Genomic DNA, 24,762 nt, shown 5'->3' on the forward strand with positions numbered 1-24,762 from the left:
CCTCATTCCTTGACGCAATCGACGGTGTATTGCCGTCCATTGCCCTCATCTTCGTGTTGCAGACCGTGCACATCGACCACAAACCCCGGAAACATTGCGTCGAACGTGCGGGCAAACCTGAGGTATTCAATGATCGAGCGCGTGGATTCGGTAAAGCGTTCGCCAGGCATGATCAGCGGAATGCCCGGCGGGTACGGCACCAGCATCACCGCTGCCACCCGGCCTTCCAGCTCATCAATCGGCACCGCCTCGACTTCACCGCGCACCAATTGATCGTAAGCGTGGGCCGGTTTCATCGCGATTTCCGGCAGCACCGTGTACATGCGCTTGAGGTGTTTGGCGGTGGCGTTGCTGCGATAGCAGGCGTGGAGTTGATCGCACAGATCGCGCAGGCCCATGCCGCGATAACGCACAGGATCTTCCTGGGCGACACACTTCAGGCAGGTGTCGAGACTGACGTTGGCGTCGTAGCTGCGCTTGAACTCCAGCAGTTCGGTCAGCAGCGTGCTCCACTTGCCCTTGGTGATACCCATGGAGAACAGCACCAGAAATGAGTACAGGCCGGTTTTCTCCACCACCAGTCCGCGCTCCCAAAGGAAACGGCTGACCACTGCCGCCGGAATGCCCTTGTCGCTCAAAGCGCCGCCGGCGGTCAGGCCCGGCATGACCAGGGTGACCTTGATCGGATCGAGCAGCACATAATCGTCGCTGACCTCGCCGAAACCATGCCAGTCCGTATCAGGCTTCAGCAGCCAGTCCTCGGTCTGCACCCGGTCGATGCCTTCGACACCCGGCGGTTGCCAGATCGAGAACCACCAGTCATCGGCGGCGATGTGCTGGCGCAGATTGGCCAGTGCCCGGCGAAAACTCAGGGCTTCGTCGAAGGTTTCCTGTAGCAATGAACGTCCGGCCGGCCCTTCCATCATCGCCGACGCCACGTCCAGCGAAGCAATGATGCTGTACTGCGGCGACGTCGAGATGTGCATCATGAACGCTTCGTTGAACCGGTCGCGATCCAGCTTCCGCGCCCCGCCGTCCTGCACATGAATCATCGAAGCCTGACTGAACGCCGCCAGCAGTTTGTGGGTGGAATGGGTGGTGAACACCAACGGACTGTCCTCGCTGCGCGAGGTGGCCATGCCGTAACGACCGGCGAAAAATTCGTGAAACGCGGCGTAGGCGTACCAGGCCTCGTCGAAATGCAGGACTTCGACACTGTTGCCCAGACTCTGCTTGATCAGCTCGGCGTTGTAGCAGAGGCCGTCGTAGGTGGAGTTGGTGATCACCGCCAGTTTGACTTTCGGTTCGCGGCCCTTGGTCAACGGGCTGGCATCGATCTTGGCCTGGATCGATTCGCGACTGAATTCACTGAGCGGAATCGGGCCGATGATGCCCAGCTCGTTGCGCTCCGGGCACAGGTACAGCGGAATCGCGCCAGTCATGATGATCGCGTGCAACACCGACTTGTGGCAGTTGCGATCCACCAGCACCAGATCATCGCGCCCGACCATCGAGTGCCAGACGATCTTGTTGGCGGTCGAGGTGCCGTTGATCACGAAAAACGTGTGATCGGCGCCGAAATTGCGCGCGGCGCGCGCTTCCGCCTCGGCCAGCGGCCCGGTGTGGTCGAGCAATGAGCCCAGCTCCGGCACCGACACCGACAAATCCGAGCGCAGGGTGTTTTCCCCGAAGAACTGGTGAAACGCCTGCCCCACCGGACTCTTGTGATAAGCCACCCCGCCGCCATGGCCTGGGGTGTGCCAGGAATAATTGGAATCGGCGGTGTGCTGCACCAGCGCCTTGAAGAATGGCGGCAACAGGCCGTCCAGGTACTTGCGTGCCGCCCGCGCCACTTGCCGGGCGAGAAACGGCACCGTGTCTTCGAACAGGTAGAGAATGCCGCGCAACTGATTGAGCTCGGCCATGGCATCGGCCGGGGCGTTTTCCAGGGTGACTTGCTCGCCGAGGGCAAAGATCGGCAGATCCGGCGCCCGCACCCGGGCCAGACCGATCAGTTCGGCCATGTTCTGTAACAGGTGGGAGTTGGTGCTGGCGTCTTCGGCGGCAATCAGCATGCACGCCAGACCATGGTGGGTCGACGCCACCAGCCGGCCCTCGGTGTAGTCCGTGGCCGAAACGATACTGAAACCTTCCAGCTCCAGCTCTCGGGCGATGCCGCGAATGCGTTCACCGGCAACCGTGTCGGCCTTGATGTCGCGGTGGACGATCAACACCGGGAACTTCAAATCTTTGTACATGAGGCTCAGTGTCCTGAGGCGGCGGAGAGTGATCTGCCAATGTCCTCAGGGTAGAGGGTCGGAGCGGATGTGGCGAGGGTGGCCAGTTGTCAGTACTGCCAAAAACAAAGGATCGCCTGAACACGGCCTGGATGTTCGGGCGATCCTTTTTTGCCTTACGCCTGAGCTTCGGCTTCCAGCAGTTGAGTCCACAACGCCGGGGCACCGGCCGATTTGGCGATGATTTCCAGGCGCACCTGGTGTTCGGCCAGCTCGGCTTCGGTAGCGCGAATGATCCGCCCCGGTTTGCGATCTGCCGGCAGACGGCGGATTTCGGTGGCCGAGTTGTCCGCGCCCTCGCCCGTGCCATTGCCGTCGGAGGCGTTGCCGGCCAGCGACAGGCTGGTCTGGCCACCGGTCATGGTCAGGTAGACGTCGGCGAGAATCTCCGAGTCGAGCAATGCGCCGTGCAGCTCACGGCCGGAGTTGTCGACGCCGTAGCGTTTGCACAGGGCATCGAGGCTGTTGCGCTGACCCGGGTGACGTTCCCGGGCCATCATCAGGGTGTCGAGGATCGTGCAGTGCTGCGTGATGTCCGCGCGATCCTGCTGGCCCATCAGGGCGAATTCATTGTTGATGAAGCCAACGTCGAACGCCGCGTTATGGATGATCAGCTGCGCGCCGTTGATGAACTCGAAAAATTCGTCGGCCACTTCGGCGAAGCGCGGCTTGCCGACCAGGAATTCGTTGGTGATGCCGTGAACGGCGATCGCGCCTTCATCACTCTCGCGATCCGGTTGCAGGTAAACGTGAAAGTGCCGGCCCGTCAGACGTCGACCGATCAGCTCGACACAACCGATTTCGATAATCCGGTGGCCGTCGGTCACCGGCATGCCGGTGGTTTCGGTATCGAGTACAACGGATCTGGTGGCCATCAGTGTTCAGCTCTCAACGGGGTCAATCGTGCAAAAGCGGCGATGTTAACACGCTCGCGGTACGCGTCGCGCGCCGTCAGGTGACCGGCGCTCATGCAGTTTTTAACAATCATTAGCAATGTTCATAAAGTCGGCGGCAAACCGCCTTGTTAGCGTGCGCGGCTTGTTTCCTGCGGATTGAGAGCGTCATGAAGACTGCATACGTTTTAATGCTCGGCGGCTGCCTGCTGGCGGCCGAAGCGCACGCCACCAGTTTCGTCATCAGCACCGACATCACCATGAGCCTTACGCTCAGCTCCAGCAAAGGCACCAGCGGTTCGTTCAAGGACGACAAGATCGTGTTGGCGGCCAAGGATGACGCCGCGGCGTTCGTTGCCAGCGACGGGAACATTCGCGGCGCACAGATGGAAGCGGCGCTGACGCGAATTCGCAGCCTGCTGCCAGGTCAGCCCTATACCGATCTGCAACTGGCCACTGCCATTTTGATGCTTTGATCAACCCTGCTTGTAACCGCGAACCTCATCCACCCCACGGTTGGCCAACTGGTCAGCCCGTTCGTTGCCGTGGTGGCCGATGTGGCCGCGGACCCATTTCCAGGTGACCTTGTGGCGGTTGACCTGCTCGTCCAGCTCCTTCCACAGGTCAGCGTTTTTGACTGGCTCCTTGGCAGCGGTTTTCCAGCCGCGTTTCTTCCAGTTGGCCATCCACTCGTTGATGCCTTTCATCACATATTGCGAGTCGGTGACCAGCAGCACTTCGCACGGACGCTTGAGGGCTTCCAGGCCGCGAATCGCGCCGAGCAACTCCATGCGGTTGTTGGTGGTGTTGGCTTCGCCGCCCCACAGTTCCTTTTCAACACCCTTGCACACCAGCAAGGCGCCCCAGCCGCCGGGGCCGGGGTTGCCTTTACAGGCGCCGTCAGTGAACAGTTCTACGCTATCGACGCTTTCGCTCATGCCAGTCTATCCAGAAAAAATGCGTGGCCTCGCCGATCACGGATCGACGATGGCCAAGGCCGGGATATACCCGGCCATAAATAAAAGAAGGTTTACGGTTCGATGCGCCGGCGATTGACCTTGGCCATCGGCAGCGGAATCAGCTTGCCCATCGGCTCGCGGCGTTCCTGACGCACCGGACGCAGGCCGACCACGATCTTGCGCGCGACCAGTAAATAGAAGCCGCCGCCCGACAGTTGCCAGTCGCCGGCCTTGCGTTCCCAGCCGGCCAAGCGGGCCTGCCACTTGGGTGACGCGAGCGGCGGACGATAGCACCCGAAGCGGCGTTTCTCCAGCGCGAAGCCCAGCAGGTTAAGCCAGTCCGCCACCCGCGACGGCGAGATACAGCGCGCCTGATGCAAGGCGTCATGGGCGAACACGTGGCGCAGCCCCCAGGTGCTCCAGGGGTTGATGCCGACAATCAGCAGATGCCCGCCGGGGCGCACGCTGCTGGCCGCTTCGCGCAGAAGACCGTGGGGCGACAGACAGAAATCCAGGCCGTGCTGCAACACCACCACATCGGCGGCGTGCTCGCTCAACGGCCAGGCCTGTTCTTCGCAGACGATCTCCACGCCCGGCAAGGGCGCGCCCAGCCGCACGTTGCGCTGCACCTGCGGCGCCGACGGCGGCGTTTCGGCGGACGGGCCGTAATGCACCAGATAGCCGCCGAAGAACCGGCCCAGCTCGTCTTCGAGCATGCGCCGTTCTTCGTCCAGCAGAAATTGCCCGAGGGGGCCGGACAGCCATTCACGGGCTGCACCGATCAGCGCGAGCCAGTCAGGATCGGCCTGAGCGAACGCTTTATCGATCATTGCATTCTCCAACACGCCAGGAACCTCTAAGATGCGCCAATGTTACCCGCTTGGCGAATTCGACGATGATACAGATCAGTGCCCTGCCCGCCTTCACCGACAACTACATCTGGTTGTTACAGGATCATGCCACCCAGCGTTGCGCGGTGGTCGATCCGGGGGATGCCGCCCCCGTGCAGGCGTGGCTCGACGCGCATCCGGGCTGGGTGCTCGGCGACATCCTCATCACTCACCATCACCACGACCATGTCGGCGGCGTCGAGACGCTGAAAAAGGCCACCGGTGCCACGGTCTACGGACCGGCCAGCGAAAGTATTCCGGGGCGGGACGTGGCCCTCAAGGACAACGACACGGTGCGCGTGCTCGGCTGGGACTTCGACGTCCATGCCGTTCCCGGCCACACCCTGGGACACATCGCCTACTACCATCATGGCCTGCTGTTCTGTGGCGATACCCTGTTCGCTGCCGGCTGCGGCCGTTTGTTCGAAGGCACGCCGCAACAGATGCACCAGTCGTTGAGCCGTCTGGCGGCGCTGCCGGAAGACACCCTGGTCTACTGCACCCACGAATACACCCTGAGCAACCTGAAATTCGCCGCCGCCGTGGAGCCGGGCAACCGGGACATCGCCGCCCGTCTGGAAAAAGTCAGCCAGCAACGTGCGAATGGCGTGATGACGCTGCCCTCGACGCTTGCGCTGGAAAAGCTCACAAACCCGTTTTTGCGCACCGGTGAAATATTGGTTACACAAAAAGTGGACGAACGGAACGGCCCTCAAAACCGGGCGCCGAGTGAGGTTTTTGCGGCTCTGCGGGCATGGAAAGATACGTTCTAAGTGGCTCCCTGCCTGGTACAAAAATTCTGAATGGTTGACCGCAGGGGGTGCGCTTTCTAGAATCGCCCGACATTTTTGCCCGGAACTTACTTCCAGCCAATGTCGTCATCCATACGTAAGTCCGTCAATTCAGATGCATTGACCCGCCTGGCGCAAGCCATTGCGGTGGCTGTGTCCGCCACACTGGCGGGCTGTTCCAGCCATGCTCCGCAGACTGAAGCGACACATACGCCGAACATTGCTGCGCGAGCCAAGCAGAAGCCCATCTGGTTGTCGGAAAAGCCCAGCCCGCAGGTGCCTCAGGACATCTGGGAGCGCATGCGCGGTGGCTTCCAGCTGCAGGAAGGTCTGGGCGTGAACCCGCGCATCGAGCAACAGCGCCTGTGGTTCGCCAGTAACCCTTCCTTCCTCGAGAACGCCGGCGAACGCGGCAGCCTCTACATTCATTACATCGTCGAGCGCCTCGAAGAACGCAACATGCCGCTGGAACTGGCGCTGCTGCCGGTCATCGAAAGCGCCTACAACCCGATGGCCTATTCCCGGGCCGACGCGGTGGGCCTCTGGCAGTTCATCCCGTCCACCGGGCGCTACTTCAACCTGCGTCAGACCCGTTTCTACGATGGCCGTCGCGACATTACTGCCTCGACCACGGCAGCGATGGACTACCTGACCCGCCTGCACGACATGTTCAACGGTGACTGGTTGCTGGCACTGGCCGCGTACAACGCCGGCGAAGGTACGGTCAGCCGCGCCATCGAGCGCAACGAAAAGCTCGGCCTGCCGACCGACTACTGGAACCTGCCGCTGCCAGCGGAAACCCAAGCCTACGTGCCGAAACTGCTGGCGCTCTCGCAAGTGGTCCTGACGCCTGAAGCCTATGGCGTGAACCTCAACCCGATCGCCAACGAACCGTATTTCCAGGTTGTCGAAATCAACCAGCGCATGGACCTGTCCAAGGTCGCGGCGGTGGCCAACATCGACGAAGACGAGCTGTTCCAGCTCAACCCCGCCTTCAAGCAGCGCACCACCATCGACGGCCCGCAGCACCTGCTGGTGCCGACCTCGAAGGCGCAGCTGCTGACCGCCAGCCTGCAGACCATGCGCCCTGACGAACTGATCAGCCCGCGCTCGCTTAAACCGGTGTTCGAAGGCGCCGATCCGAGCGAGATCGCACAGGCCAAGCGTGCCTATCGGGTCAAGCGTGGCGACAACCTCGGTTCCATCGCCAAAGCCAACAAGGTCGAGGTCAAGGACCTGCAACGCTGGAACAAGCTCACCGGCAAGAACCTCAAGGTCGGCCAGACCCTGGTCATGCAGGACACCAGCAAGCGCACACCGGCGCGCAGCAGTGGCGGACGCATCAACACGGTCATCGCAGCCAACAGCAAGACCAGCAGCAAGACCAGAGAAAAGGACGACGGTAAACAGACCCAGTACAAGGTTAAACGCGGCGACACGCTGTACGTGGTCGCCAAGCGTTTCAACGTCGAGATGCAGCACCTCAAGCGCTGGAACCCGGGCGCCGGCAAGGCGCTCAAGCCTGGGCAGATGCTCACGGTCTACCAGCCGCACTGACCAGGAGCCCCTGAATTTCAGGGGCTTTTTTTCGCTTGGATCAAAAGCCTTCCCTCACCCTAGCCCTCCCGAAACGTCGGACCGCCCGTAGGGAGAGGGGACCGATCCGGGGATATTGGAGATCTACGCCGACTTGAACGACTTGCTTTGAATCCATAATCGACTCGGTTTTTCAGGTCGATGTATCACGCAAGACATCGCCGTCAGTTCCCTCTCCCTCCGGGAGAGGGTTAGGCGGGCGGCGTTCCGATGAGGGAGCGCTTTCCTTTGCCGATTAACCCCACATTAACCTCTGTCTTTTTCCTGTCCATACAAGCTGTTACTGTACGGCCCACAAAGCCCAAGCCGCCTGGATCGGATCTGACTTGAAGCGTCCCCTCCTCCTGCTCCTGATCAGCCTGGCCTTGAGCTCCCCCGTCAGCGCGACGATCACCGAAAGCCACGGTTATGCGCAGTTCGGCACGCTCAAGTACCCGGCCAGATTTACCCACTTCGACTGGGTCAACCCGCAAGCGCCCAAGGGCGGTACGTTGCGGGTGATGGCGTTTGGCACCTTCGATACGCTCAACCCCTACACGTTCAAGGGCACCAGCCCGGTCACCACGGCGAATTTCCTGCAATACGGCATCAACGAGTTGAACGAGCCGCTGATGGTCGGCACCGGGCAATACGCGCCGTCCGGTGACGAACCGGCCTCCAGTTACGGTTTGATCGCCCAATCGGTGGAGTACAGCGAAGATCGCAGCTGGGTGGTGTTCAACCTGCGCCCGCAGGCGCGCTTCCACGACGGCACGCCGATCACCGCTTACGACGTGGCGTTCTCCTACCGTTTGCTGCTCAAGGAGGGTCATCCGCTGTACCGCACCGCCCTTCAGGAAGTACTGCGCGTCGATATCCTCAACCCGCAACGCATCCGGTTTGTGCTTAAGCGCAGCGGCAATCCGTTGCTGATCCTGCGTCTGGGCGAATTGCCGGTGCTGCCCCAGCATTACTGGAAGGGCCGCGACTTCAAGGCCACCACCTTCGAGCCCCCACTGGGCAGCGGGCCGTACCGCATCACCTCGGTCACACCGGGCCGGCAGTTGATTTTCGAGCGGGTCAAGGACTACTGGGGCAAGGACCTGCCAGTCAATCGCGGCAAATACAACTTCGATCGCATGGAAGTCGAGTTCTACCGCGACAGCGATGTGGCCTTCGAAGCGTTCAAGGCTGGCGAGTTCGACATCTATATCGAGCATCAGGCGAAGAACTGGGCCAATGGCTACAACTTCCCGGCCGTGCGCCGTGGCGACGTGATCAAGGCGCAGATCCCGCACCAGATCCCGACCCAGAGCCAGGGTCTGTTCATGAACACCCGGCGCGCGACCTTCGCTGACGTCAAGACCCGCGAAGCCCTCGGCCTGATGTTCGACTTCGAGTGGACCAACCGCGCCTTGTTCAGCGAGGCCTACAAGCGCACCACCAGCTACTACCCCAACAGCGAGTTCAGCGCCGTCGGCCTGCCGGTCGGCCATGAATGGCTGATGCTCAAGCCGTACAAGGATCAACTGCCGGCGCGTCTGTTCACCGAACCGTTCACGCTGCCGCAGACCGACGGGCGCGGCATCCCCCGGGAAACCATGCGTAAAGCCCTGGCGTTGCTGGCTGACGCCGGCTGGAAGCTCAACGGCCAGCGCCTGCAGAACGCCGCCGGCCAGCCGCTGCGCTTCGAGCTAATGCTGGTCAATCCCAGCCTGGAGCGTCTCTATCAGCCGTACATCGAGAACCTCAACAGTATCGGCATCGAGGCGCGCCTGCGCACCGTCGATCGCGCGCAGTACAAACAGCGCCTCGATCAATTTGATTTCGACATGATCTCGATGACGCTAGGCCAGACCTTAAGCCCGGGCCTGGAACAATGGCAGTACTTCCACTCCAGCCAGGTAAACGTCAAGGGCAGCAAGAATTACGCGGGCATCGCCAATCCGGTGGTCGATCATTTGCTTGAACACTTGCTCGCCGCGCAAACCCGCGACGAACAAGTCGCCGCCGGCAAGGCACTCGACCGAGTGTTGCTCTGGCAGCACTACAGCATTCCCAACTGGTACCTCAATTATCACCGTCTGGCGTACCGCAACCGGTTCGCCTTCGTCACCACGCCGCCCTACACCCTGGGCCTGAGCGCGTGGTGGCTGAAATCTTCGGAGAAAGATCGATGAAGCCTATCCGCGCCCTGCTTGTGCAGGCCAGCGGTCTGCTGTTCGCCGGGCTGGCTTGTGCCGCCCCGCAACACGCCGTGACCCTGTACAACGAGCCGCCGAAATACCCCGCCGACTTCAAACACTTCGATTACGTGAACCCCGACGCGCCCAAGGGCGGAATCTTCCGTCAGGCCGGCTTCGGCGGCTTCGACAGCCTTAATCCGTTCATCAGCAAAGGCGTACCGGCGGACGATATCGGGCTGATCTACGACACCCTGGCCAAACAGGGCCTCGACGAGCCATTCACCGAATACGGCCTGATCGCCAGCAAGATCGAAAAGGCTCCGGACAACAGCTGGGTGCGCTTCTACCTGCGTCCCGAAGCGAAGTTTCACGACGGCCACCCGGTACGCGCCGACGACGTGGTGTTCAGCTTCCAGACCCTGACCAAGGAAGGCGCGCCGATGTATCGCGGTTACTACGCCGACGTTGAGGAGGTAATCGCCGAAGATCCGCTCAAGGTGCTGTTCAAGTTCAAGCACACCAACAACCGCGAACTGCCGCTGATCCTCGGCCAGTTGCCGGTGCTGCCCAAACATTGGTGGGCTGAGCGTGATTTCAACAAGGGCAACCTGGAAATTCCTCTTGGCAGCGGCCCGTACAAGGTCACCCAAGTGAAGGCCGGGCGTTCGGTGCGTTACGAGCGGGTCAAGGACTACTGGGGCAAGGACCTGCCGGTCAATCGCGGTTTCTACAACTTCGACGTAATGACCACCGACTATTACCGCGACAACACCGTCGCACTGGAAGCGTTGAAAGCCGGGCAGTTCGATTACTGGCTGGAAATGGCCGCGAAAAACTGGGCCAATGCCTACAACGTGCCAGCAGTGACCGAAGGGCGGCTGATCAAGGAACAGATTGCCAACAGCAACCCGACCGGCATGCAGGGCTTCGTCTTCAATCTGCGCCGTCCGGTGTTTCAGGACGTGCGGGTACGCCAGGCCCTCGGCCTGCTGTTCGACTTCGAATGGACCAACAAGCAATTGTTCAACGGCGCTTATGCGCGCACCCGCAGCTACTTTGAAAACTCGGAAATGGCCGCCACCGGCCTGCCGGATGCAGAACAGGTGGCAATCCTCGATCCGTTCCGCAGCCAGCTGCCGGCGCAGGTGTTCAGCGAAGCCTTCGAGAATCCGAAAACCGACGCCAGCGGCATGATCCGCACGCAACAGCGCGAGGCGTATCAGCTGCTGCAAGAGGCCGGCTGGAAAATCGTCGACGACAAAATGGTCGACGCCACTGGCAAACCGGTAGCCATCGAATTCCTGCTGGCGCAAACCGAATTCGAGCGCGTGTTGTTGCCGTTCAAGCGCAACCTCAGCGATCTGGGCATCGATCTGGTGATCCGCCGCGTCGACGTCTCGCAATACGTCAATCGCGTGCGTTCGCGGGATTTCGACATGATCGTAGGCAGCTTCCCGCAGTCCAACTCGCCGGGTAACGAACAGCGCGAGTTCTGGATGAGCGCCGCCGCCGACAAGTCCAGCAGCCGCAATTCAATGGGCCTCAAGGACCCGGTGGTCGACCATCTGGTGGAAAACCTGATCAACGCCGATTCGCGCAAAAGCCTGGTGGCCCACGCCCGCGCTCTGGACCGTGTGCTGCAATGGGGCTACTACGTGATCCCCAACTGGCACATCAAGACCTGGCGCGTGGCGTACTGGAACCACATCGGCCACCCGAAAGTCTCCCCCAAGTACGACATCGGCATTAACACCTGGTGGGTCAAACCCGATGCGAAACCTGCGGTAGAAGTCGAAACCCAACTGCAAGCCGACCCTGTGGGCACGGAGTAATCAGATGCTGGCGTACATTTTTCGGCGACTGCTGCTGATCATCCCGACCCTGTTCGGCATTTTGCTGATCAACTTCGTGATCATCCAGGCCGCGCCCGGCGGGCCGGTGGAGCAGATGATCGCCAAGCTCGAAGGTTTCGAAGGCGCCACCAGCCGCATCGCCGGCGGCGGTGCCGAAGTATCGGTGGCCGGCTCCTCCTATCGCGGAGCGCAGGGCCTGGACCCGGCGCTGATCAAGGAAATCGAGAAGATGTACGGGTTCGACAAGTCGGCCCCGGAACGTCTTTGGATCATGGTCAAGAACTACGCCCGGCTGGATTTCGGCGACAGTTTCTTCCGCGACGCCAAGGTCATCGACCTGATCAAGGAAAAGATGCCGGTGTCGATCTCCCTCGGGCTGTGGAGCACGCTGATCATGTACCTGGTGTCGATCCCGCTGGGGATCGCCAAGGCCACGCGGCACGGCAGCCATTTCGACGTCTGGACCAGTTCGGCGATCATCGTCGGCTATGCGATTCCGGCGTTCCTGTTTGCGATTTTGCTGATCGTGGTGTTTGCCGGCGGCAGCTATCTGGACTGGTTTCCTTTACGCGGCCTGACCTCGAACAACTTCGACGAGCTGAGCCTGGGCGGCAAGATCCTCGATTACTTCTGGCACCTGGCGCTGCCCGTGACGGCGCTGGTGATCGGCAACTTCGCGACCATGACCCTGCTGACCAAAAACAGCTTCCTCGACGAAATCAACAAGCAGTACGTGGTCACCGCCAAGGCCAAGGGCCTGACCCGCCACCGCGTGCTCTACGGCCATGTGTTTCGCAACGCAATGCTGCTGGTGATCGCCGGGTTCCCGTCGGCGTTCATCGGCATCTTTTTCACAGGTTCCCTGCTGGTGGAAGTAATTTTCTCCCTCGACGGCCTCGGCCTGATGAGTTTCGAAGCGGCGATCAACCGCGATTACCCGGTGGTGTTCGGCACCCTGTTCATCTTCACCCTGCTGGGGCTGGTGGTGAAACTGATCGGCGACCTCACCTACACCCTTGTCGATCCGCGTATCGACTTTGCCAGCCGGGAGCATTGAGATGAACCTGTCCCCTCTCAACCGCCGGCGCTTCGAACTGTTCAAGGCCAACAAGCGTGGCTGGTGGTCGCTGTGGCTGTTTCTGATCCTGTTCGGCCTGAGCCTCGGCGCCGAACTGATCGCCAACGACAAGCCGCTGGTGGTGCACTACGACAACAACTGGTACTTCCCGGCGATCAAGCGCTACCCGGAAACCACTTTCGGCGGCGAATTCCCGCTGGAAGCCAACTACAAGAGCCCGTACATCCGCGAACTGCTCAAGGCCAAGGATGCGTGGGTGCTGTGGGCGCCGATTCCGTTCAGTTACCAGAGCATCAACTACGACCTGAAAGTCCCGGCCCCCGCACCGCCGTCGGCGGACAACCTGCTGGGCACCGACGATCAGGGCCGCGATGTACTGGCGCGGGTCATCTACGGCTTCCGGGTCTCGGTGCTGTTCGCCCTGACCCTGACCGTGCTCAGCTCGATCATCGGCGTGATCGCCGGCGCCTTGCAGGGTTTCTATGGCGGCTGGGTCGATCTGGCCGGCCAGCGTTTCCTGGAGATCTGGTCGGGCTTGCCGGTGCTGTACCTGTTGATCATCCTCGCCAGTTTCGTCCAGCCGAACTTCTGGTGGCTGCTGGGGATCATGCTGCTGTTCTCGTGGATGAGCCTGGTGGACGTGGTGCGCGCCGAGTTCCTGCGCGGGCGCAACCTCGAATACGTGCGCGCAGCCCGGGCGCTGGGCATGCAGAACGGCGCGATCATGTTCCGCCACATCCTGCCCAACGCGATGGTTTCGACCATGACCTTCATGCCCTTCATCCTGACCGGCGCCATCGGCACCCTCACCGCCCTGGACTTCCTCGGTTTCGGCTTGCCGGCCGGCAGTCCGTCGCTGGGTGAACTGGTGGCCCAGGGCAAATCCAACCTGCAGGCGCCGTGGCTGGGCATGAGCGCGTTTGCGGTGCTGGCGCTGATGTTGAGTTTGCTGGTGTTCATCGGCGAGTCCGCTCGCGATGCCTTCGACCCGAGGAAGTGACATGAATCAGGACAATCTGATCGAAATCCGCGACCTGGCCGTCGAATTCGGCATCGGTGATCGCGTGCAACGGGTGGTCGAAGGCGTGAGTTTCGATATCAAGCGCGGCGAAACCCTGGCGCTGGTCGGCGAAAGCGGCTCGGGCAAGTCGGTGACGGCGCACTCGATCCTGCGCCTGCTGCCCTACCCGCTGGCGCGGCATCCGGCCGGCAGCATCACCTATTCCGGGCAGAACCTGCTGGAGCTGAGCGAAAAGACCATCCGCCACATTCGTGGCAACCGGATCGCGATGATCTTTCAGGAGCCGATGACTTCGCTCAACCCGCTGCACTCGATCGAGAAGCAGATCAACGAGGTGCTGGGCATCCACAAGGGCCTGACCGGCAAGGTCGCGACCAAGCGCACGCTGGAGCTGCTGGAGATGGTCGGCATCCCCGAGCCGCACAAGCGCCTCAAGGCCCTGCCCCACGAATTGTCCGGCGGCCAGCGCCAGCGGGTGATGATCGCCATGGCCCTGGCCAACGAGCCGGAACTGCTGATTGCCGACGAGCCGACCACTGCGCTGGACGTGACCGTTCAGCTGAAAATCCTCGACCTGCTCAAAGAATTGCAGGCCCGATTGGGCATGGCGCTGTTACTGATCAGTCACGATTTGAACCTCGTGCGAAGAATTGCGCATCGTGTATGTGTCATGCAGCGCGGTTGCATCGTCGAACAGGCATCGTGCACAGAGCTGTTCCGTTCGCCGCAGCATCCGTACACTCGGGAACTGCTTGGCGCGGAGCCCAGCGGAGGCCCGGCGAGCAATAAAATCGGGGCACCGCTGCTTGAAGTCGAGGATCTGAAAGTCTGGTTCCCGATCAAGAAAGGCCTGCTCAAGCGCACGGTGGATCACGTCAAGGCAGTGGACGGCATCAATTTCAGCCTGCCTCAGGGTCAGACCCTGGGGATCGTGGGGGAAAGCGGTTCCGGCAAATCCACCCTTGGCCTGGCGATCCTGCGATTGATCGGCAGCCAGGGCGGGATCCGTTTTGAGGGCAAGCAGCTAGACTGCCTGACGCAGAGCGAAGTCCGGCCGCTGCGCCGGGAAATGCAGGTGGTGTTTCAGGACCCGTTCGGCAGCCTGAGCCCGCGGATGTGCGTGAATGACATCGTTGGCGAAGGTTTGAGGATCCACAAGATGGGTACCGCCGCCGAGCAGGAAGCGGCGATTATTGCGGCATTGAAGGAGGTAGGTCTGGATCCGGAAACCCGGCACCGCTACCCCCACGAATTTTCCGGTGGGCAGCGGCAGCGTATCGCCATTGCCCGGGCCTTGGTGCTCAAACCGGCGCTGATCCTGCTGGACGAGCCGACCTCGGCCCTCGACCGGACGGTGCAGCGGCAAGTGGTGGAGCTGTTGCGTTCACTGCAAGCCAAGTACAACCTGACGTATTTGTTCATCAGCCATGACCTGGCTGTTGTGAAAGCGCTGAGCCACCAGCTGATGGTGGTCAAGCATGGCCAAGTGGTCGAACAGGGAGACGCGCAAAGTATCTTTGCCGCCCCCCAACATCCGTATACACAGCAGTTGCTGGAGGCCGCTTTCCTGGCACCAGCCACTGCGCAATAACCTGAAAGAGGAGCAACACATGGGTTTTCTCGCCGGTAAGCGCGTACTGATCGTCGGTGTCGCCAGCAAGCTGTCCATCGCATCCGGCATCGCTGCCGCCATGCATCGCGAGGGCGCTGAGCTTGCCTTCACTTATCAGAACGACAAACTGAAAGGTCGCGTAGAAGAGTTCGCACAGGGCTGGGGCTCGAGCCCGGAGCTGTGCTTCCCGTGCGACGTGGCCAGCGATGAAGAAATCGCCAAGGTCTTCGAAGAACTGAGCAAGAAGTGGGACGGCCTGGACTGCATCGTGCACTCCGTCGGCTTCGCCCCGGGCGACCAACTGGACGGCGACTTCACCGAAGCCACCACCCGTGAAGGCTTCCGCATCGCTCACGACATCAGCGCCTACAGCTTCGTGGCCCTGGCCAAAGCCGGTCGCGAAATGATGAAAGGCCGCAACGGCAGCCTGCTGACCCTGTCCTACCTGGGCGCCGAGCGCACCATGCCGAACTACAACGTGATGGGCATGGCCAAGGCGTCGCTGGAAGCCGGCGTGCGTTACCTGGCCGGCTCCCTGGGCCCGGACGGCACCCGCGTCAACTGCGTATCGGCCGGCCCGATCCGCACCCTGGCAGCTTCCGGCATCAAGAACTTCCGCAAGATGCTGGCCGCCAACGAAGCGCAAACCCCGCTGCGCCGCAACGTCACCATCGAAGAAGTCGGCAACGCCGGCGCCTTCCTGTGCTCCGACCTGGCGTCGGGCATCAGCGGTGAAATCATGTACGTGGACGGCGGCTTCAACACCACCGCCATGGGCAACATCGAAGAGTAATCTTCGGCTAGCCGCTAAAAAACCCGCCAGTGCTGGCGGGTTTTTTTTGCTCGCGGGGCCCCTTCATCCCACGAAACCCAACACCTGCGCCAGCGGTTTACCCGCAGGATCAATCTCGTCAGCAGCAGCGATGATTCTCCCTGTAATGCTCTGGACAATGCAGTCATTCATGCGCCACCCCTCCAACCTGGCAACGCCTCCAACCCCGAAGTTATCATCGAGTTTACCGTCTTCCAGAATACGCAGAAGGGTCAGCACAAGGTCGGAACGCACCCCCACAATGATGCTTCCATCTGGTTGAACGACCACGTTTTGAATAGTCACGAAGCGTCCATTAATGTCGGTCCACAGTACTTGGCCATTGTTGAAACGGGGATCGGGTGTTCCATCATTCTGCAAGCGTACAGTTGCGACGCTAATTCCTGCGGCAGAGCGTACGGATGCGGCAAAGGTTATTCCGTGACGCGATATGCCCACGTTGTTAAATAAACCGTATTCCTCAGAAATCTTGTACAGACCGCCTGTTGCAAACCCTTTGTCCAACTTTCCGCTTTCGTCATAACTAGCCAGAACACTTTTGGGTTCTGATTCATTGCCGGTGGAGTTATCGAGCGATCCACTGACTATAAACCCTCCCTGCAGCTTCGGCTTGATGCTCTCGATACTCGAGTAGCGTGCGTTGTCGAATATGATCTTAACTTCGCCATTTCCACCGAATGTATCGTCAAGATCGCCATTAGGGAGATAGCAGCGGATGGTTCCACTCCCCTCAACGGCAGCTCCTGTTCCATCATGCAGAATGTGGCTTTGACCCAACAGGACACGCCCATCGGAGAGGGCACAACCCTTTGCTTCGTCAGTTATCACACTTTGCCCAGGGTCAAGTGGAATGTCGGGAAAGATTTTCGTGCCAAAGACCAGATTCTGACTGCCGTGCTCATTGAACTTCGTGACTGCAGCTAACCGGTTTAAGCCATCGCCAGTGCTACCGATAGCAACGAAACCGCCATCGTCTTGAATGTCAAGTTGACGCGAAGCGGAATATTTTGGCCCAAATTGCCAAGGTGGATTCACGAATGAAGGGTCGATAGAACCATCGCCGTAGGCCCGAATCAGCTGCAATTTGCCTGCCGAATCATAAACATAAACAATACGTCCAGTTTTTGTCTCCACCACGGAGCCGCAGCTGCCTGGTCCGATATTAATGACTCCATCTTTGGCAAAAGTTGGATCCAGATCACCAGCATTGCGATGTGTTTTGGCCAGGGTTGACATGGAGTTTTCCTCTGATTGTCAATATTCTCCGCCCTGAGAAAAACAACCAGTCTTCCCGACTCCAGCAGAATGTCTTTTACAGCGCCCACGCTAGCGCCTGAAAACAGATAAAGACACTGTCAGGACTGACAGTTGACTTTCATCAGAAGGGCTTTTCGCTTTCGATCTGCAGACATTTGTTGAACATTATTCGCAGCGGCAAGTTGCGTATCGCTGGATGATCAATCGCCTGCCGCCCGGTGCGATCGAACAGACGCACGCCCAAGGCCTGCTCCAGATTGCGTATCTGCGCACTGACCGCCGATTGCGTCAGGCCGATATGCAAGCCCGCCGCGGCAAACGTGCCATGCCGCGCCACTGCCAGAAAGGTTTTCAATTCACGCAGCATGGCCGCCTCGATTGATCGAAATAATTTGTGCTCGGCGCAAAAACTATCGTCTTTCAATCGAAAAGCACGGCGCTAGACTCAGTTCATCCCAACCGTTGAAATACGCCTGCTGTGGGAGCGAGCTTGCTCGCGATGAGGTCAGGACTAACAACGCTTCAACGCCTGCTTGTGCGCATACATCGCTGCATCCGCATCCGCCAGCAACTTATCCACGGTGTCATGGCGCTGCGGGTTGTATTCGATCTGGCCGACACTGAAGCGAATCGCGTAACCGCGGTGCAACGTGGCATTGCGTTCTTCGAGGATTTCCTTGAGTCGCGCCATGATCGCCGTGGTTTCGACGTGGCTCGAGCCGGTCAGCAACGCCACGAACTCATCACCGCCCAGCCGTCCCACCACATCGCTCTCGCGAAAGGCGATACGCAACACATCGGCAAAGGTTTTGAGCGCACTGTCGCCCTCGGCATGGCCGTAGAGGTCGTTGATCTGCTTGAAGTCATTGAGGTCGAAAAACAGCAACGTTGCCGGTTTTTCCAACCGTGCGCAGGCATCCAGCGCATGCTGGGCGAGCATCTTGAAGCCGCGACGGTTGGACAGCAGCGTCAGCTCGTCCATGCTCGCCATCTGCACGGCCATCAGTTCCTGCTCGGCCATGCCCGCCAGATCGCGCAGCAGGGCGCGCTCCTCTTCGTCGAGATCTCGGGGTTTGGTGTCGATCAGGCACAAGGTGCCCATCTTGTTGCCGCTGGGTACGGTCAGCGGATAACCGGCGTAAAACCGGATGTTCGGCTCCCCGGTAACCAAAGGGTTGTCGTGGAAACGCTCGTCCTCTCGGGCGTCAGGTACCAGCATGAGCTCGTCCCTGAGAATCGCATGGCCACAGAATGAAACAGAGCGTGGCGTTTCGGTCGTGTCCAGACCCACGCAGGACTTGAACCATTGCCGCTCCTTGTCCACCAGCGTGACCAGCGCGATCGGCACGTTGAACAGCCGCTTGGCCAGTCGCGTCAGCCGGTCGAAGCGCTCTTCCGGTGCGGAATCGAGCAATTTCAAATCATGCAGCACTTGAACTCGGACAGCTTCATTGGCAGGTTTGCCGGGTACCAGCATCACACACTCCTTTGTCTTCGATGCAGTTGAGCGTAGCCCGAATCAGCGATGACTCAACCTCTCATCCGCCGGCCACCGGACACGGCCCGCCTGCATCAGCCCAAAGCTTGAACTGGGTCACGAAGATATCGTGCGGCACCGGCACCGGCGCGCGCCCTGCCCCGGGATTCCAGCCCCAGAGCACCAGTTTGTCCTCGCTGACGTGTTTGATCAGCGCGGCGAAATCGCGGTCACCGTTGCTGGCGCGGTCCTTGATCATTGCGCACAAACGATCCGGCGGCAGACCGATCCAGGCCATTTTGTGCGCGGCCGGCGGCAGGCTCCAGTGCGGCGCGCCCGGTGGCGCATGGGGGCCGTAACTGGCCGGCGGATTGCTTTCGGCGTGGCAAGTGGCGCAGGGCAAACCGGCGGCGCCCTTGCCGTCCATGCCGCGCACCACGTTCATCGCGTGGGGGATGCCGGCGTCGAACTGCAACGGCGAATCACCGGGAATGTGGCAGTTCTGGCAGCGCGGGCTCTGGAAGACTTTCTGCACCGTGCCGAAAGCTTTCAAGGCGTCCTGATCGTCGGCAAACAGATCCGATGCGTAACCGCCCAGCCCAAGCAGAATCACCGTGCCCAACAACAGATGTCGTTTCATCTCACACCCCCGACATTTGCAGTGGCAGTTCCCGCAGGCGCTGCCCGGTCAGGGCGAACACCGCGTTGGCCACCGCCGGCGCCGTGGGCGGCACACCCGCCTCGCCGATGCCGCCGGGCTTCTCGCTGCTCGGCACGATGTGCACCTCGACCAGCGGCATTTCATTGAGCCGCAACACCTGATAGTCGTGATAGTTGGACTGCACGACATGGCCGTCCTTGAGCGTCAGTTTGCTGTGCAGCGCCATGCCCAGGCCGAAGGTGATGCACGACTCCATCTGCGCCGCGATGCTTTGCGGGTTGACCACAATCCCGCAGTCCACCGCGCACACCACCCGATGCACGCGGATCGCCAGATTGTCCTGGGACACTTCCGCCACCTGCGCCACATAGCTGCCGAACGACTCATGCACCGCCACGCCCAGCGCATGGCCGTCCGGCAGCGGGGCTTTCCAGTTGGCCTTCTCCACCGCCAGGTTCAACACGCCGAGATGCCGGGCATGATCCTTGAGCAGCGTTCGTCGGTACTCCACCGGATCCTTGCCCGCCGCCGTGGCCATTTCATCGATCAGCGATTCCATGACAAACGCGGTGTGGCTATGGCCCACCGAACGCAGCCAGAGCACGTTGATCCCGGTGGTCGGCGAGTGCAGATCAACCTTATGATGGGCCAGGCCCTTGATGTACGGGCTGTCGGAAACGCCTTCGACCGACGTCTGGTCGACGCCGTTCTTGACCATGGTTTTCTCGAGCATGGTGCCGGCCATGATCGACTGCCCAACCAGCACGTGCTGCCAGGCCAGCGGCAGGCCGTCGGCGCCGAGGCCGATCTTCGCCTGATGCAGAAACATCGAGCGGTAGTAACCACCGCGAATATCGTCTTCACGCGACCACACGGTTTTCACCGGCATCGCAGCAGCCTTGGCCACTTGCACCGCTTCGGCGACAAAATCCGAGGTCGGGTTGGCTCGGCGACCAAAACCGCCACCGAGAAATTCGGTGTGAATCTCCACCTGCTCCGGCTTGAGCCCGGTGATCTTGCCGGCAACCATCTGATCCAGCGTCTGGAACTGGGTACCGGTCCAGATCTCGCACTTGTCGGCGCTGATCTTCACCGTGCAGTTGAGCGGCTCCATCGGCGCGTGGGCCAGATACGGCACGCTGTATTCGACGTCGATTTTCTTCGCTGCCTTGCCGAAATTGCCCTTGGCATCGCCGGCCTGCGCCGCCGAGGTGCCCGGCGTGGCCGCCAGTTTGCGGAAACTCGCCAACAGCTTTTCACTGCTCAGATCAGCGTTCGGCCCCAGATCCCAATCGACCTTCAGCGCATCGCGACCGAGTTTCGCCGCCCAGTAATGCTCGGCGACCACCGCCACACCGGTCGGCACCTGCACCACTTTGTGCACGCCGGGAATCGCCAGGGCTTCTGCGCCCTCAAAGGATTTCACCGTGGCGCCGAACGCCGGCGCGCGCGCCACCATCGCGGTCATCAATCCGTCGAACTGCACGTCCATGCCGAATTTGGCGCGACCGGTGATTTTTTCCGGGGTGTCGAGGCGTTTAGTGGGTTTGCCGATGACTTTCCAGTCCTTGGCTTCTTTAAAGGTAATCGACTTCGGATCCGGCACCGGCAGTTGACCGGCGGCGTCCGCCAGCTCGCCGTAGGTGGCGCGGTTATCGCCTGCAATCACCACGCCGGCTTCGGTGCGAATCGTCGACGGTGCCACGTTGAAACGCTTGGCCGCCGCCTCGATCAGCATCTGCCGCGCCGTGGCGCCGGCGAGCCGGTAACGGTCGAACTCCATCCAGGTTGAAGTGGAGCCGCCGGTAATCTGCATTCCGCCAAAACCGGGCATGCCGTAATCGGCTGCCGAGGCTGGCGAGTGTTCGACGCGGATCTTCGACCAGTCGGCGTCCAGCTCTTCGGCGATCAACATGGTCAGGCCGGTCCAGATGCCCTGGCCCATTTCCGAATGGCCGAGCAGCACGGTGACGCTGTTATCTGCCGCGATGCGCAGGAACGCGTTCGGCGCAAACACCTTGCCTTCATTCTCGGCCGCCATGGCGAACCGGTTGCCGCCCGGCACCACGAACGCCACCACCAAACCACCGCCAAGCACGGCGCTGCCCTTGAGAAATCCGCGACGGGATACTGGACTGTTCATCACCCACCTCCCTTCGTTCAGCCGATGTCGGCAGCACGTTTGACCGCCGCGCGGATTCTTGGATAGGTGCCGCAGCGGCAGATGTTGCCGGAGAGCGCCTGATCGATATCGCTGTCGGTGGGATTGGGAATTTTCGCCAGCAATGCGGCGGCGGACATGATCTGCCCGGACTGGCAGTAGCCGCATTGCACCACGTCCAGTTCGGCCCAGGCCTGCTGCACCGGGTGCGAACCGTCGCTGGACAGGCCTTCGATGGTGAGGATTTTCTGGCCATGGGCGACAGCCGTGGCCGGGGTGATACACGAGCGCAACGGTGCGCCATCGACGTGCACGGTGCAGGCACCGCACTGGGCCATGCCGCAGCCGAATTTGGTACCGGTCAGGTGCGCGACATCGCGCAGGACCCAGAGCAACGGCATGTCCGCGGGGACATCGAGCTCCTGATCCTTGCCATTGATGTTCAAGGTCAGCATCGGGGACTTCCTCAGACTCACAGTGTTCTGAAGGGCGCTGCTACGGCCATCGTTGGCGGTGCGCGCCTCGGCTTATCCCTTTCAGCTAAGCGCATTTTTACCCGACGACCAGCCGCCGCGACCACCGGTCATCCGGCACCGTTCGGAAAATCATCGATCAGGGTGTCGTTTTTGCTCCTACAGTTGATACCGCTTGTCACCGCAAAAACTGCCCTTTCACACTTTCCAGGAGTCGCGAACATGGGATTTGTCACAACGAAAGACGGCGTCGAAATCTTCTACAAGGACTGGGGACCCAAGGACGCCCCGGTCATTCACTTCCACCACGGCTGGCCGCTGAGCGCGGACGACTGGGATGCGCAGATGCTGTTCTTCCTGGCGCAGGGATTCAGGGTCGTGGCCCACGATCGACGGGGCCACGGACGTTCGAGCCAGGTCTGGGACGGCCACGACATGGATCACTACGCCGATGATGTCGCGGCGGTGGTCAATCATCTGGGGACGCAGAAAGCCGTGCATGTGGGCCACTCCACCGGTGGCGGCGAAGTGATTCACTACATCGCCCGGCATGGCGAGGATCGGGTATCGAAAGCCGCGATCATCAGCGCCGTGCCACCGCTGATGGTGAAAACCGACAGCAGCCCCGGTGGTTTGCCCAAGTCGGTGTTCGACGATCTTCAGGCGCAACTGGCAGCCAATCGTGCGCAGTTCTATCGCGACGTGCCCAGTGGGCCGTTCTACGGCTACAACCGCCCCGGCGCCAAGCCATCGGAAGGGATCATTGCGAACTGGTGGCGCCAAGGCATGATCGGCAGCGCCAAGGCGCACTACGACGGCATCGTTGCCTTTTCCCAGACCGACTTCACCGCTGACCTCAAAAGCATCTCGATTCCGGTGCTGGTGATGCACGGCGACGACGACCAGATCGTGCCCTATGAAAACGCCGGCGTGCTGTCGGCGAAACTGCTGAAAAACAGCACGCTGAAGATCTATCCGGGCTTCCCCCACGGCATGCCGACCACCGAGGCTGCGACGATCAACGCGGATCTGCTGGCGTTCATTCGCGGCTGATCATATCCGCCGGGGTCAGGCGCCCTGCCTGACCCCGGCTATTCTTCGGTTCGCCCCATTCTCTCGCGATCGCGCACGTAATGTCTGGCCAATGGAAAGGCCGGTAGCCACGACTCGCGACGCACCGTCCACAGCTCGTAGGTGGGCTGGCATTGATCCGGTGCATCCAGCGCGCCGAGATTGACCTCGACTTCATCGCCACTGCGGCCGAACACCGACGAGCCACAGCGCGGGCAGAAATGTCGCCCCGCGTAGTCATGGGTCTCGCCGCTGATCGTCACCGCCGCCTCGGGAAAGATTGCCGACGCGGCAAACAGCGCGCCCTGGTGTTTGCGGCAGTCAAGACAATGGCAAACGCCAACCCTGTAGGGTCGCCCTGACGCCTCGATCCGCACTTCGCCGCACAGACAACCGCCGGTCAATCGGTCCATGGGACACCTCCGCCTGAAAATGGAATATCCGGTGAGTGAAAATAGCAGCCCATTGGGGGAACGCTTACAATCGTGGCCCATTAACACTATCCAGGCAGACCTGTCCTTTCATGGCGCTCGATCCTCTCACGATGCTCACCATTTCCACCGCCCTGGCCGCGGCGGCCGCCCTGTATCTGGCGGTCGAATGGCGCAGTATCCGGGAATCTTCCCTGCTGTTCTGGAGCGCCGGTTTCGCCACCATCACCGTCGGCTCGAGCCTGGCCCTGCTGCGCGCCAACGGCTATCCGTTGATCGGCATCTGGTTCGCCAACGGCTTGCTGGTGGTCGCGCACTGGCTGTTTCTGCTCGGGGTCGCTCGGTTTACGCAGCGACGGTTGTCGCGGGCCTGGTACTTGATGTTCCTGCTCTGGCTGTCGTTGCTGCTGTTACCGGAAGATCCGTCGTGGTCGAAGATCATGCTGATGGCCAACTCGCTGCTGGTGGCCGCATCGATGCTGCGGGCCAGCCTGTTGCTGCGCCCTCATGGCAAGTCGTTGAGCGTCGGCGCGGTGCAGTTGCGTTATGTGTTGCTGATCCACGGCGCGTTCTATTTCACCAAGGCGATCATCGCGGTGATTCCCGGCACGCTGATCGATCTGGCGTCGCTGCGCGGCGAGATCATTCAGATTTCCCTGGTCGAGGGCGCGATGGCGATCATGCTGATCGCGCTGTCGATGACCGGCACCGAGCGCTACCGGCGGGAAAAACAGATTGCCGAACTGGCCGCCCGGGACCCGCTGACCGCGCTGTACAACCGCCGCGCCCTGGAAGTCCGCGCACCGCGCCTGCTCGACGAAGTCTCCAGCACCCACCCCGGCGCGCTGCTGTTGATCGACATCGATAACTTCAAGCTGATAAACGATCTGTACGGCCACACCGCCGGCGACCGGTTGCTCATCGCCCTCAGCGAAATGATCCGCGCAGTACTGCCCAAAGGCGCACTGGCAGCGCGGTTGGGCGGTGACGAATTCGTGATGCTACTGGGCGACGCGTCCCACGCCCAGATCATGGATCTGGGCAGTGCGCTGCGTGAGCAGTTTCAGCAGATGACTTCCCAGACCTACACCACTCCGCAAGCGGTCACTCTGAGTATTGGCGCCAAGGTGTTCGATCAACCACCGGCCAGCCTCGCAGCGCTGATCGAGCAAGGAGACAGCGCGCTTTACGAATCCAAGCGCGGCGGTCGCAACCGTATTCAACTGGCCGACTACACCTGACCT

21 protein-coding genes and 1 pseudogene are annotated in these 24,762 nt (G+C 61.0%); 11 read left to right on the forward strand and 11 right to left on the reverse strand.

The window, feature by feature from the left end:
* Positions 1–2 precede the first annotated feature (2 nt).
* Both CAF76_RS24505 and dnaQ read right to left on the reverse strand, forming a co-directional pair.
* The gene (locus tag CAF76_RS24505) at positions 3–2,258 is read right to left on the reverse strand and encodes an Orn/Lys/Arg decarboxylase N-terminal domain-containing protein (RefSeq protein WP_085648925.1); all 2,256 of its coding nucleotides are present in this window, start codon (positions 2,256–2,258) and stop codon (positions 3–5) included.
* 155 nt (positions 2,259–2,413) lie between these two features.
* A complete protein-coding gene (dnaQ, locus tag CAF76_RS24510) occupies positions 2,414–3,172 on the reverse strand; it encodes a DNA polymerase III subunit epsilon (protein ID WP_039770804.1) in 759 nt (252 codons plus the stop codon).
* Positions 3,173–3,360: 188 nt separating this feature from the next.
* On the opposite strand from dnaQ, the gene CAF76_RS24515 reads away from it, so the two are divergent.
* Positions 3,361–3,666 carry a DUF2388 domain-containing protein gene (locus CAF76_RS24515; RefSeq protein WP_085648924.1) on the forward strand — a complete coding sequence of 102 codons (306 nt, stop codon included), beginning with the start codon at positions 3,361–3,363 and terminating at the stop codon, positions 3,664–3,666.
* Here the strand turns inward: CAF76_RS24515 and rnhA are convergent, their stop codons facing one another.
* Positions 3,667–4,128, reverse strand: coding sequence for a ribonuclease HI (gene rnhA / locus CAF76_RS24520; protein ID WP_085648923.1), 462 nt, complete (start codon positions 4,126–4,128; stop codon positions 3,667–3,669).
* Positions 4,129–4,220: 92 nt separating this feature from the next.
* Positions 4,221–4,979 carry a methyltransferase domain-containing protein gene (locus CAF76_RS24525; protein ID WP_011333614.1) on the reverse strand — a complete coding sequence of 253 codons (759 nt, stop codon included), beginning with the start codon at positions 4,977–4,979 and terminating at the stop codon, positions 4,221–4,223.
* A 65-nt stretch (positions 4,980–5,044) separates the two neighbouring features.
* Here CAF76_RS24525 and gloB point away from each other — a divergent pair, with 65 nt between their 5' ends.
* The 8 genes from gloB (at position 5,045) to fabI (ending at position 15,948) form a co-directional block, all read left to right on the forward strand.
* Entirely contained in the window at positions 5,045–5,812 is a 768-nt protein-coding gene (gene gloB, locus CAF76_RS24530; protein WP_039770970.1) for a hydroxyacylglutathione hydrolase, read from the forward strand.
* 99 nt (positions 5,813–5,911) lie between these two features.
* The gene (locus CAF76_RS24535; protein ID WP_064595503.1) at positions 5,912–7,387 is read left to right on the forward strand and encodes a transglycosylase SLT domain-containing protein; all 1,476 of its coding nucleotides are present in this window, start codon (positions 5,912–5,914) and stop codon (positions 7,385–7,387) included.
* Between the two features lie 365 nt (positions 7,388–7,752).
* Positions 7,753–9,585 (forward strand): extracellular solute-binding protein, encoded by a 1,833-nt coding sequence (locus CAF76_RS24540; RefSeq protein WP_085648922.1) that lies wholly within the window; start codon positions 7,753–7,755, stop codon positions 9,583–9,585.
* Positions 9,582–11,423 (forward strand): extracellular solute-binding protein, encoded by a 1,842-nt coding sequence (locus CAF76_RS24545; RefSeq protein ID WP_064595499.1) that lies wholly within the window; start codon positions 9,582–9,584, stop codon positions 11,421–11,423. Before CAF76_RS24540 ends, CAF76_RS24545 begins: the two co-directional genes overlap by 4 nt.
* 4 nt (positions 11,424–11,427) lie before the next feature.
* Positions 11,428–12,501: a microcin C ABC transporter permease YejB gene (locus CAF76_RS24550; protein ID WP_039770815.1), complete on the forward strand. Its 1,074-nt coding sequence runs from the start codon at positions 11,428–11,430 to the stop codon at positions 12,499–12,501.
* A 1-nt stretch (position 12,502) separates the two neighbouring features.
* On the forward strand, positions 12,503–13,522 hold the full coding sequence (locus tag CAF76_RS24555; RefSeq protein ID WP_007956945.1) for an ABC transporter permease: 1,020 nt from the start codon (positions 12,503–12,505) through the stop codon (positions 13,520–13,522).
* Position 13,523: 1 nt separating this feature from the next.
* Positions 13,524–15,134 (forward strand): ABC transporter ATP-binding protein, encoded by a 1,611-nt coding sequence (locus CAF76_RS24560; RefSeq protein WP_085648921.1) that lies wholly within the window; start codon positions 13,524–13,526, stop codon positions 15,132–15,134.
* Positions 15,135–15,153: 19 nt separating this feature from the next.
* Positions 15,154–15,948, forward strand: coding sequence for an enoyl-ACP reductase FabI (gene fabI / locus CAF76_RS24565; RefSeq protein ID WP_003202751.1), 795 nt, complete (start codon positions 15,154–15,156; stop codon positions 15,946–15,948).
* 63 nt (positions 15,949–16,011) lie between these two features.
* Here the strand turns inward: fabI and CAF76_RS24570 are convergent, their stop codons facing one another.
* The 6 genes and pseudogenes from CAF76_RS24570 to CAF76_RS24595 form a co-directional block, all read right to left on the reverse strand.
* Positions 16,012–17,223 carry a hypothetical protein gene (locus tag CAF76_RS24570; protein ID WP_085648920.1) on the reverse strand — a complete coding sequence of 404 codons (1,212 nt, stop codon included), beginning with the start codon at positions 17,221–17,223 and terminating at the stop codon, positions 16,012–16,014.
* A 193-nt stretch (positions 17,224–17,416) separates the two neighbouring features.
* A pseudogene (locus tag CAF76_RS24575) lies at positions 17,417–17,611 on the reverse strand (LysR family transcriptional regulator); the annotation flags it as partial.
* Positions 17,612–17,755: 144 nt separating this feature from the next.
* The gene (locus tag CAF76_RS24580) at positions 17,756–18,721 is read right to left on the reverse strand and encodes a sensor domain-containing diguanylate cyclase (protein WP_085648919.1); all 966 of its coding nucleotides are present in this window, start codon (positions 18,719–18,721) and stop codon (positions 17,756–17,758) included.
* A gap of 61 nt (positions 18,722–18,782) precedes the next feature.
* The gene (locus CAF76_RS24585) at positions 18,783–19,361 is read right to left on the reverse strand and encodes a hypothetical protein (protein ID WP_064595487.1); all 579 of its coding nucleotides are present in this window, start codon (positions 19,359–19,361) and stop codon (positions 18,783–18,785) included.
* 1 nt (position 19,362) lies between these two features.
* Positions 19,363–21,525: a xanthine dehydrogenase family protein molybdopterin-binding subunit gene (locus CAF76_RS24590; protein WP_085648918.1), complete on the reverse strand. Its 2,163-nt coding sequence runs from the start codon at positions 21,523–21,525 to the stop codon at positions 19,363–19,365.
* Positions 21,526–21,542: 17 nt separating this feature from the next.
* Positions 21,543–21,998, reverse strand: a complete 456-nt coding sequence (locus CAF76_RS24595) for a (2Fe-2S)-binding protein (protein WP_085648917.1) — start codon at positions 21,996–21,998, stop codon at positions 21,543–21,545.
* A 240-nt stretch (positions 21,999–22,238) separates the two neighbouring features.
* On the opposite strand from CAF76_RS24595, the gene CAF76_RS24600 reads away from it, so the two are divergent.
* Positions 22,239–23,069: an alpha/beta fold hydrolase gene (locus CAF76_RS24600; RefSeq protein ID WP_039770835.1), complete on the forward strand. Its 831-nt coding sequence runs from the start codon at positions 22,239–22,241 to the stop codon at positions 23,067–23,069.
* Positions 23,070–23,107: 38 nt separating this feature from the next.
* Here the strand turns inward: CAF76_RS24600 and CAF76_RS24605 are convergent, their stop codons facing one another.
* Positions 23,108–23,500 carry a GFA family protein gene (locus tag CAF76_RS24605; RefSeq protein ID WP_085648916.1) on the reverse strand — a complete coding sequence of 131 codons (393 nt, stop codon included), beginning with the start codon at positions 23,498–23,500 and terminating at the stop codon, positions 23,108–23,110.
* Between the two features lie 110 nt (positions 23,501–23,610).
* On the opposite strand from CAF76_RS24605, the gene CAF76_RS24610 reads away from it, so the two are divergent.
* Positions 23,611–24,759 (forward strand): GGDEF domain-containing protein, encoded by a 1,149-nt coding sequence (locus CAF76_RS24610; protein WP_085648915.1) that lies wholly within the window; start codon positions 23,611–23,613, stop codon positions 24,757–24,759.
* The last annotated feature ends 3 nt before the right edge of the window (positions 24,760–24,762 follow it).

Origin of the sequence: Pseudomonas sp. B40(2017) (genome assembly GCF_002112855.1) — a bacterium.
In the GTDB taxonomy this organism is placed as follows: Bacteria; Pseudomonadota; Gammaproteobacteria; order Pseudomonadales; family Pseudomonadaceae; genus Aquipseudomonas; species Aquipseudomonas pharyngis.

Bases quoted from the DNA above. Each gene is read 5' to 3' on its own strand.
- CAF76_RS24560 (WP_085648921.1), top strand. From the start codon at position 13,524: ATGAATCAGGACAATCTGATCGAAATCCGCGACCTGGCCGTCGAATTC.
- CAF76_RS24545 (WP_064595499.1), top strand. From the start codon at position 9,582: ATGAAGCCTATCCGCGCCCTGCTTGTGCAGGCCAGCGGTCTGCTGTTC.
- fabI (WP_003202751.1), top strand. From the start codon at position 15,154: ATGGGTTTTCTCGCCGGTAAGCGCGTACTGATCGTCGGTGTCGCCAGC.
- CAF76_RS24580 (WP_085648919.1), bottom strand. From the start codon at position 18,721: ATGCTGGTACCCGGCAAACCTGCCAATGAAGCTGTCCGAGTTCAAGTG.
- CAF76_RS24550 (WP_039770815.1), top strand. From the start codon at position 11,428: ATGCTGGCGTACATTTTTCGGCGACTGCTGCTGATCATCCCGACCCTG.
- CAF76_RS24515 (WP_085648924.1), top strand. From the start codon at position 3,361: ATGAAGACTGCATACGTTTTAATGCTCGGCGGCTGCCTGCTGGCGGCC.
- CAF76_RS24505 (WP_085648925.1), bottom strand. From the start codon at position 2,258: ATGTACAAAGATTTGAAGTTCCCGGTGTTGATCGTCCACCGCGACATC.
- CAF76_RS24595 (WP_085648917.1), bottom strand. From the start codon at position 21,998: ATGCTGACCTTGAACATCAATGGCAAGGATCAGGAGCTCGATGTCCCC.
- CAF76_RS24605 (WP_085648916.1), bottom strand. From the start codon at position 23,500: ATGGACCGATTGACCGGCGGTTGTCTGTGCGGCGAAGTGCGGATCGAG.
- CAF76_RS24585 (WP_064595487.1), bottom strand. From the start codon at position 19,361: ATGAAACGACATCTGTTGTTGGGCACGGTGATTCTGCTTGGGCTGGGC.
- CAF76_RS24535 (WP_064595503.1), top strand. From the start codon at position 5,912: ATGTCGTCATCCATACGTAAGTCCGTCAATTCAGATGCATTGACCCGC.
- CAF76_RS24570 (WP_085648920.1), bottom strand. From the start codon at position 17,223: ATGTCAACCCTGGCCAAAACACATCGCAATGCTGGTGATCTGGATCCA.
- CAF76_RS24610 (WP_085648915.1), top strand. From the start codon at position 23,611: ATGGCGCTCGATCCTCTCACGATGCTCACCATTTCCACCGCCCTGGCC.
- dnaQ (WP_039770804.1), bottom strand. From the start codon at position 3,172: ATGGCCACCAGATCCGTTGTACTCGATACCGAAACCACCGGCATGCCG.
- CAF76_RS24555 (WP_007956945.1), top strand. From the start codon at position 12,503: ATGAACCTGTCCCCTCTCAACCGCCGGCGCTTCGAACTGTTCAAGGCC.
- rnhA (WP_085648923.1), bottom strand. From the start codon at position 4,128: ATGAGCGAAAGCGTCGATAGCGTAGAACTGTTCACTGACGGCGCCTGT.
- gloB (WP_039770970.1), top strand. From the start codon at position 5,045: ATGATACAGATCAGTGCCCTGCCCGCCTTCACCGACAACTACATCTGG.
- CAF76_RS24600 (WP_039770835.1), top strand. From the start codon at position 22,239: ATGGGATTTGTCACAACGAAAGACGGCGTCGAAATCTTCTACAAGGAC.
- CAF76_RS24590 (WP_085648918.1), bottom strand. From the start codon at position 21,525: ATGAACAGTCCAGTATCCCGTCGCGGATTTCTCAAGGGCAGCGCCGTG.
- CAF76_RS24525 (WP_011333614.1), bottom strand. From the start codon at position 4,979: ATGATCGATAAAGCGTTCGCTCAGGCCGATCCTGACTGGCTCGCGCTG.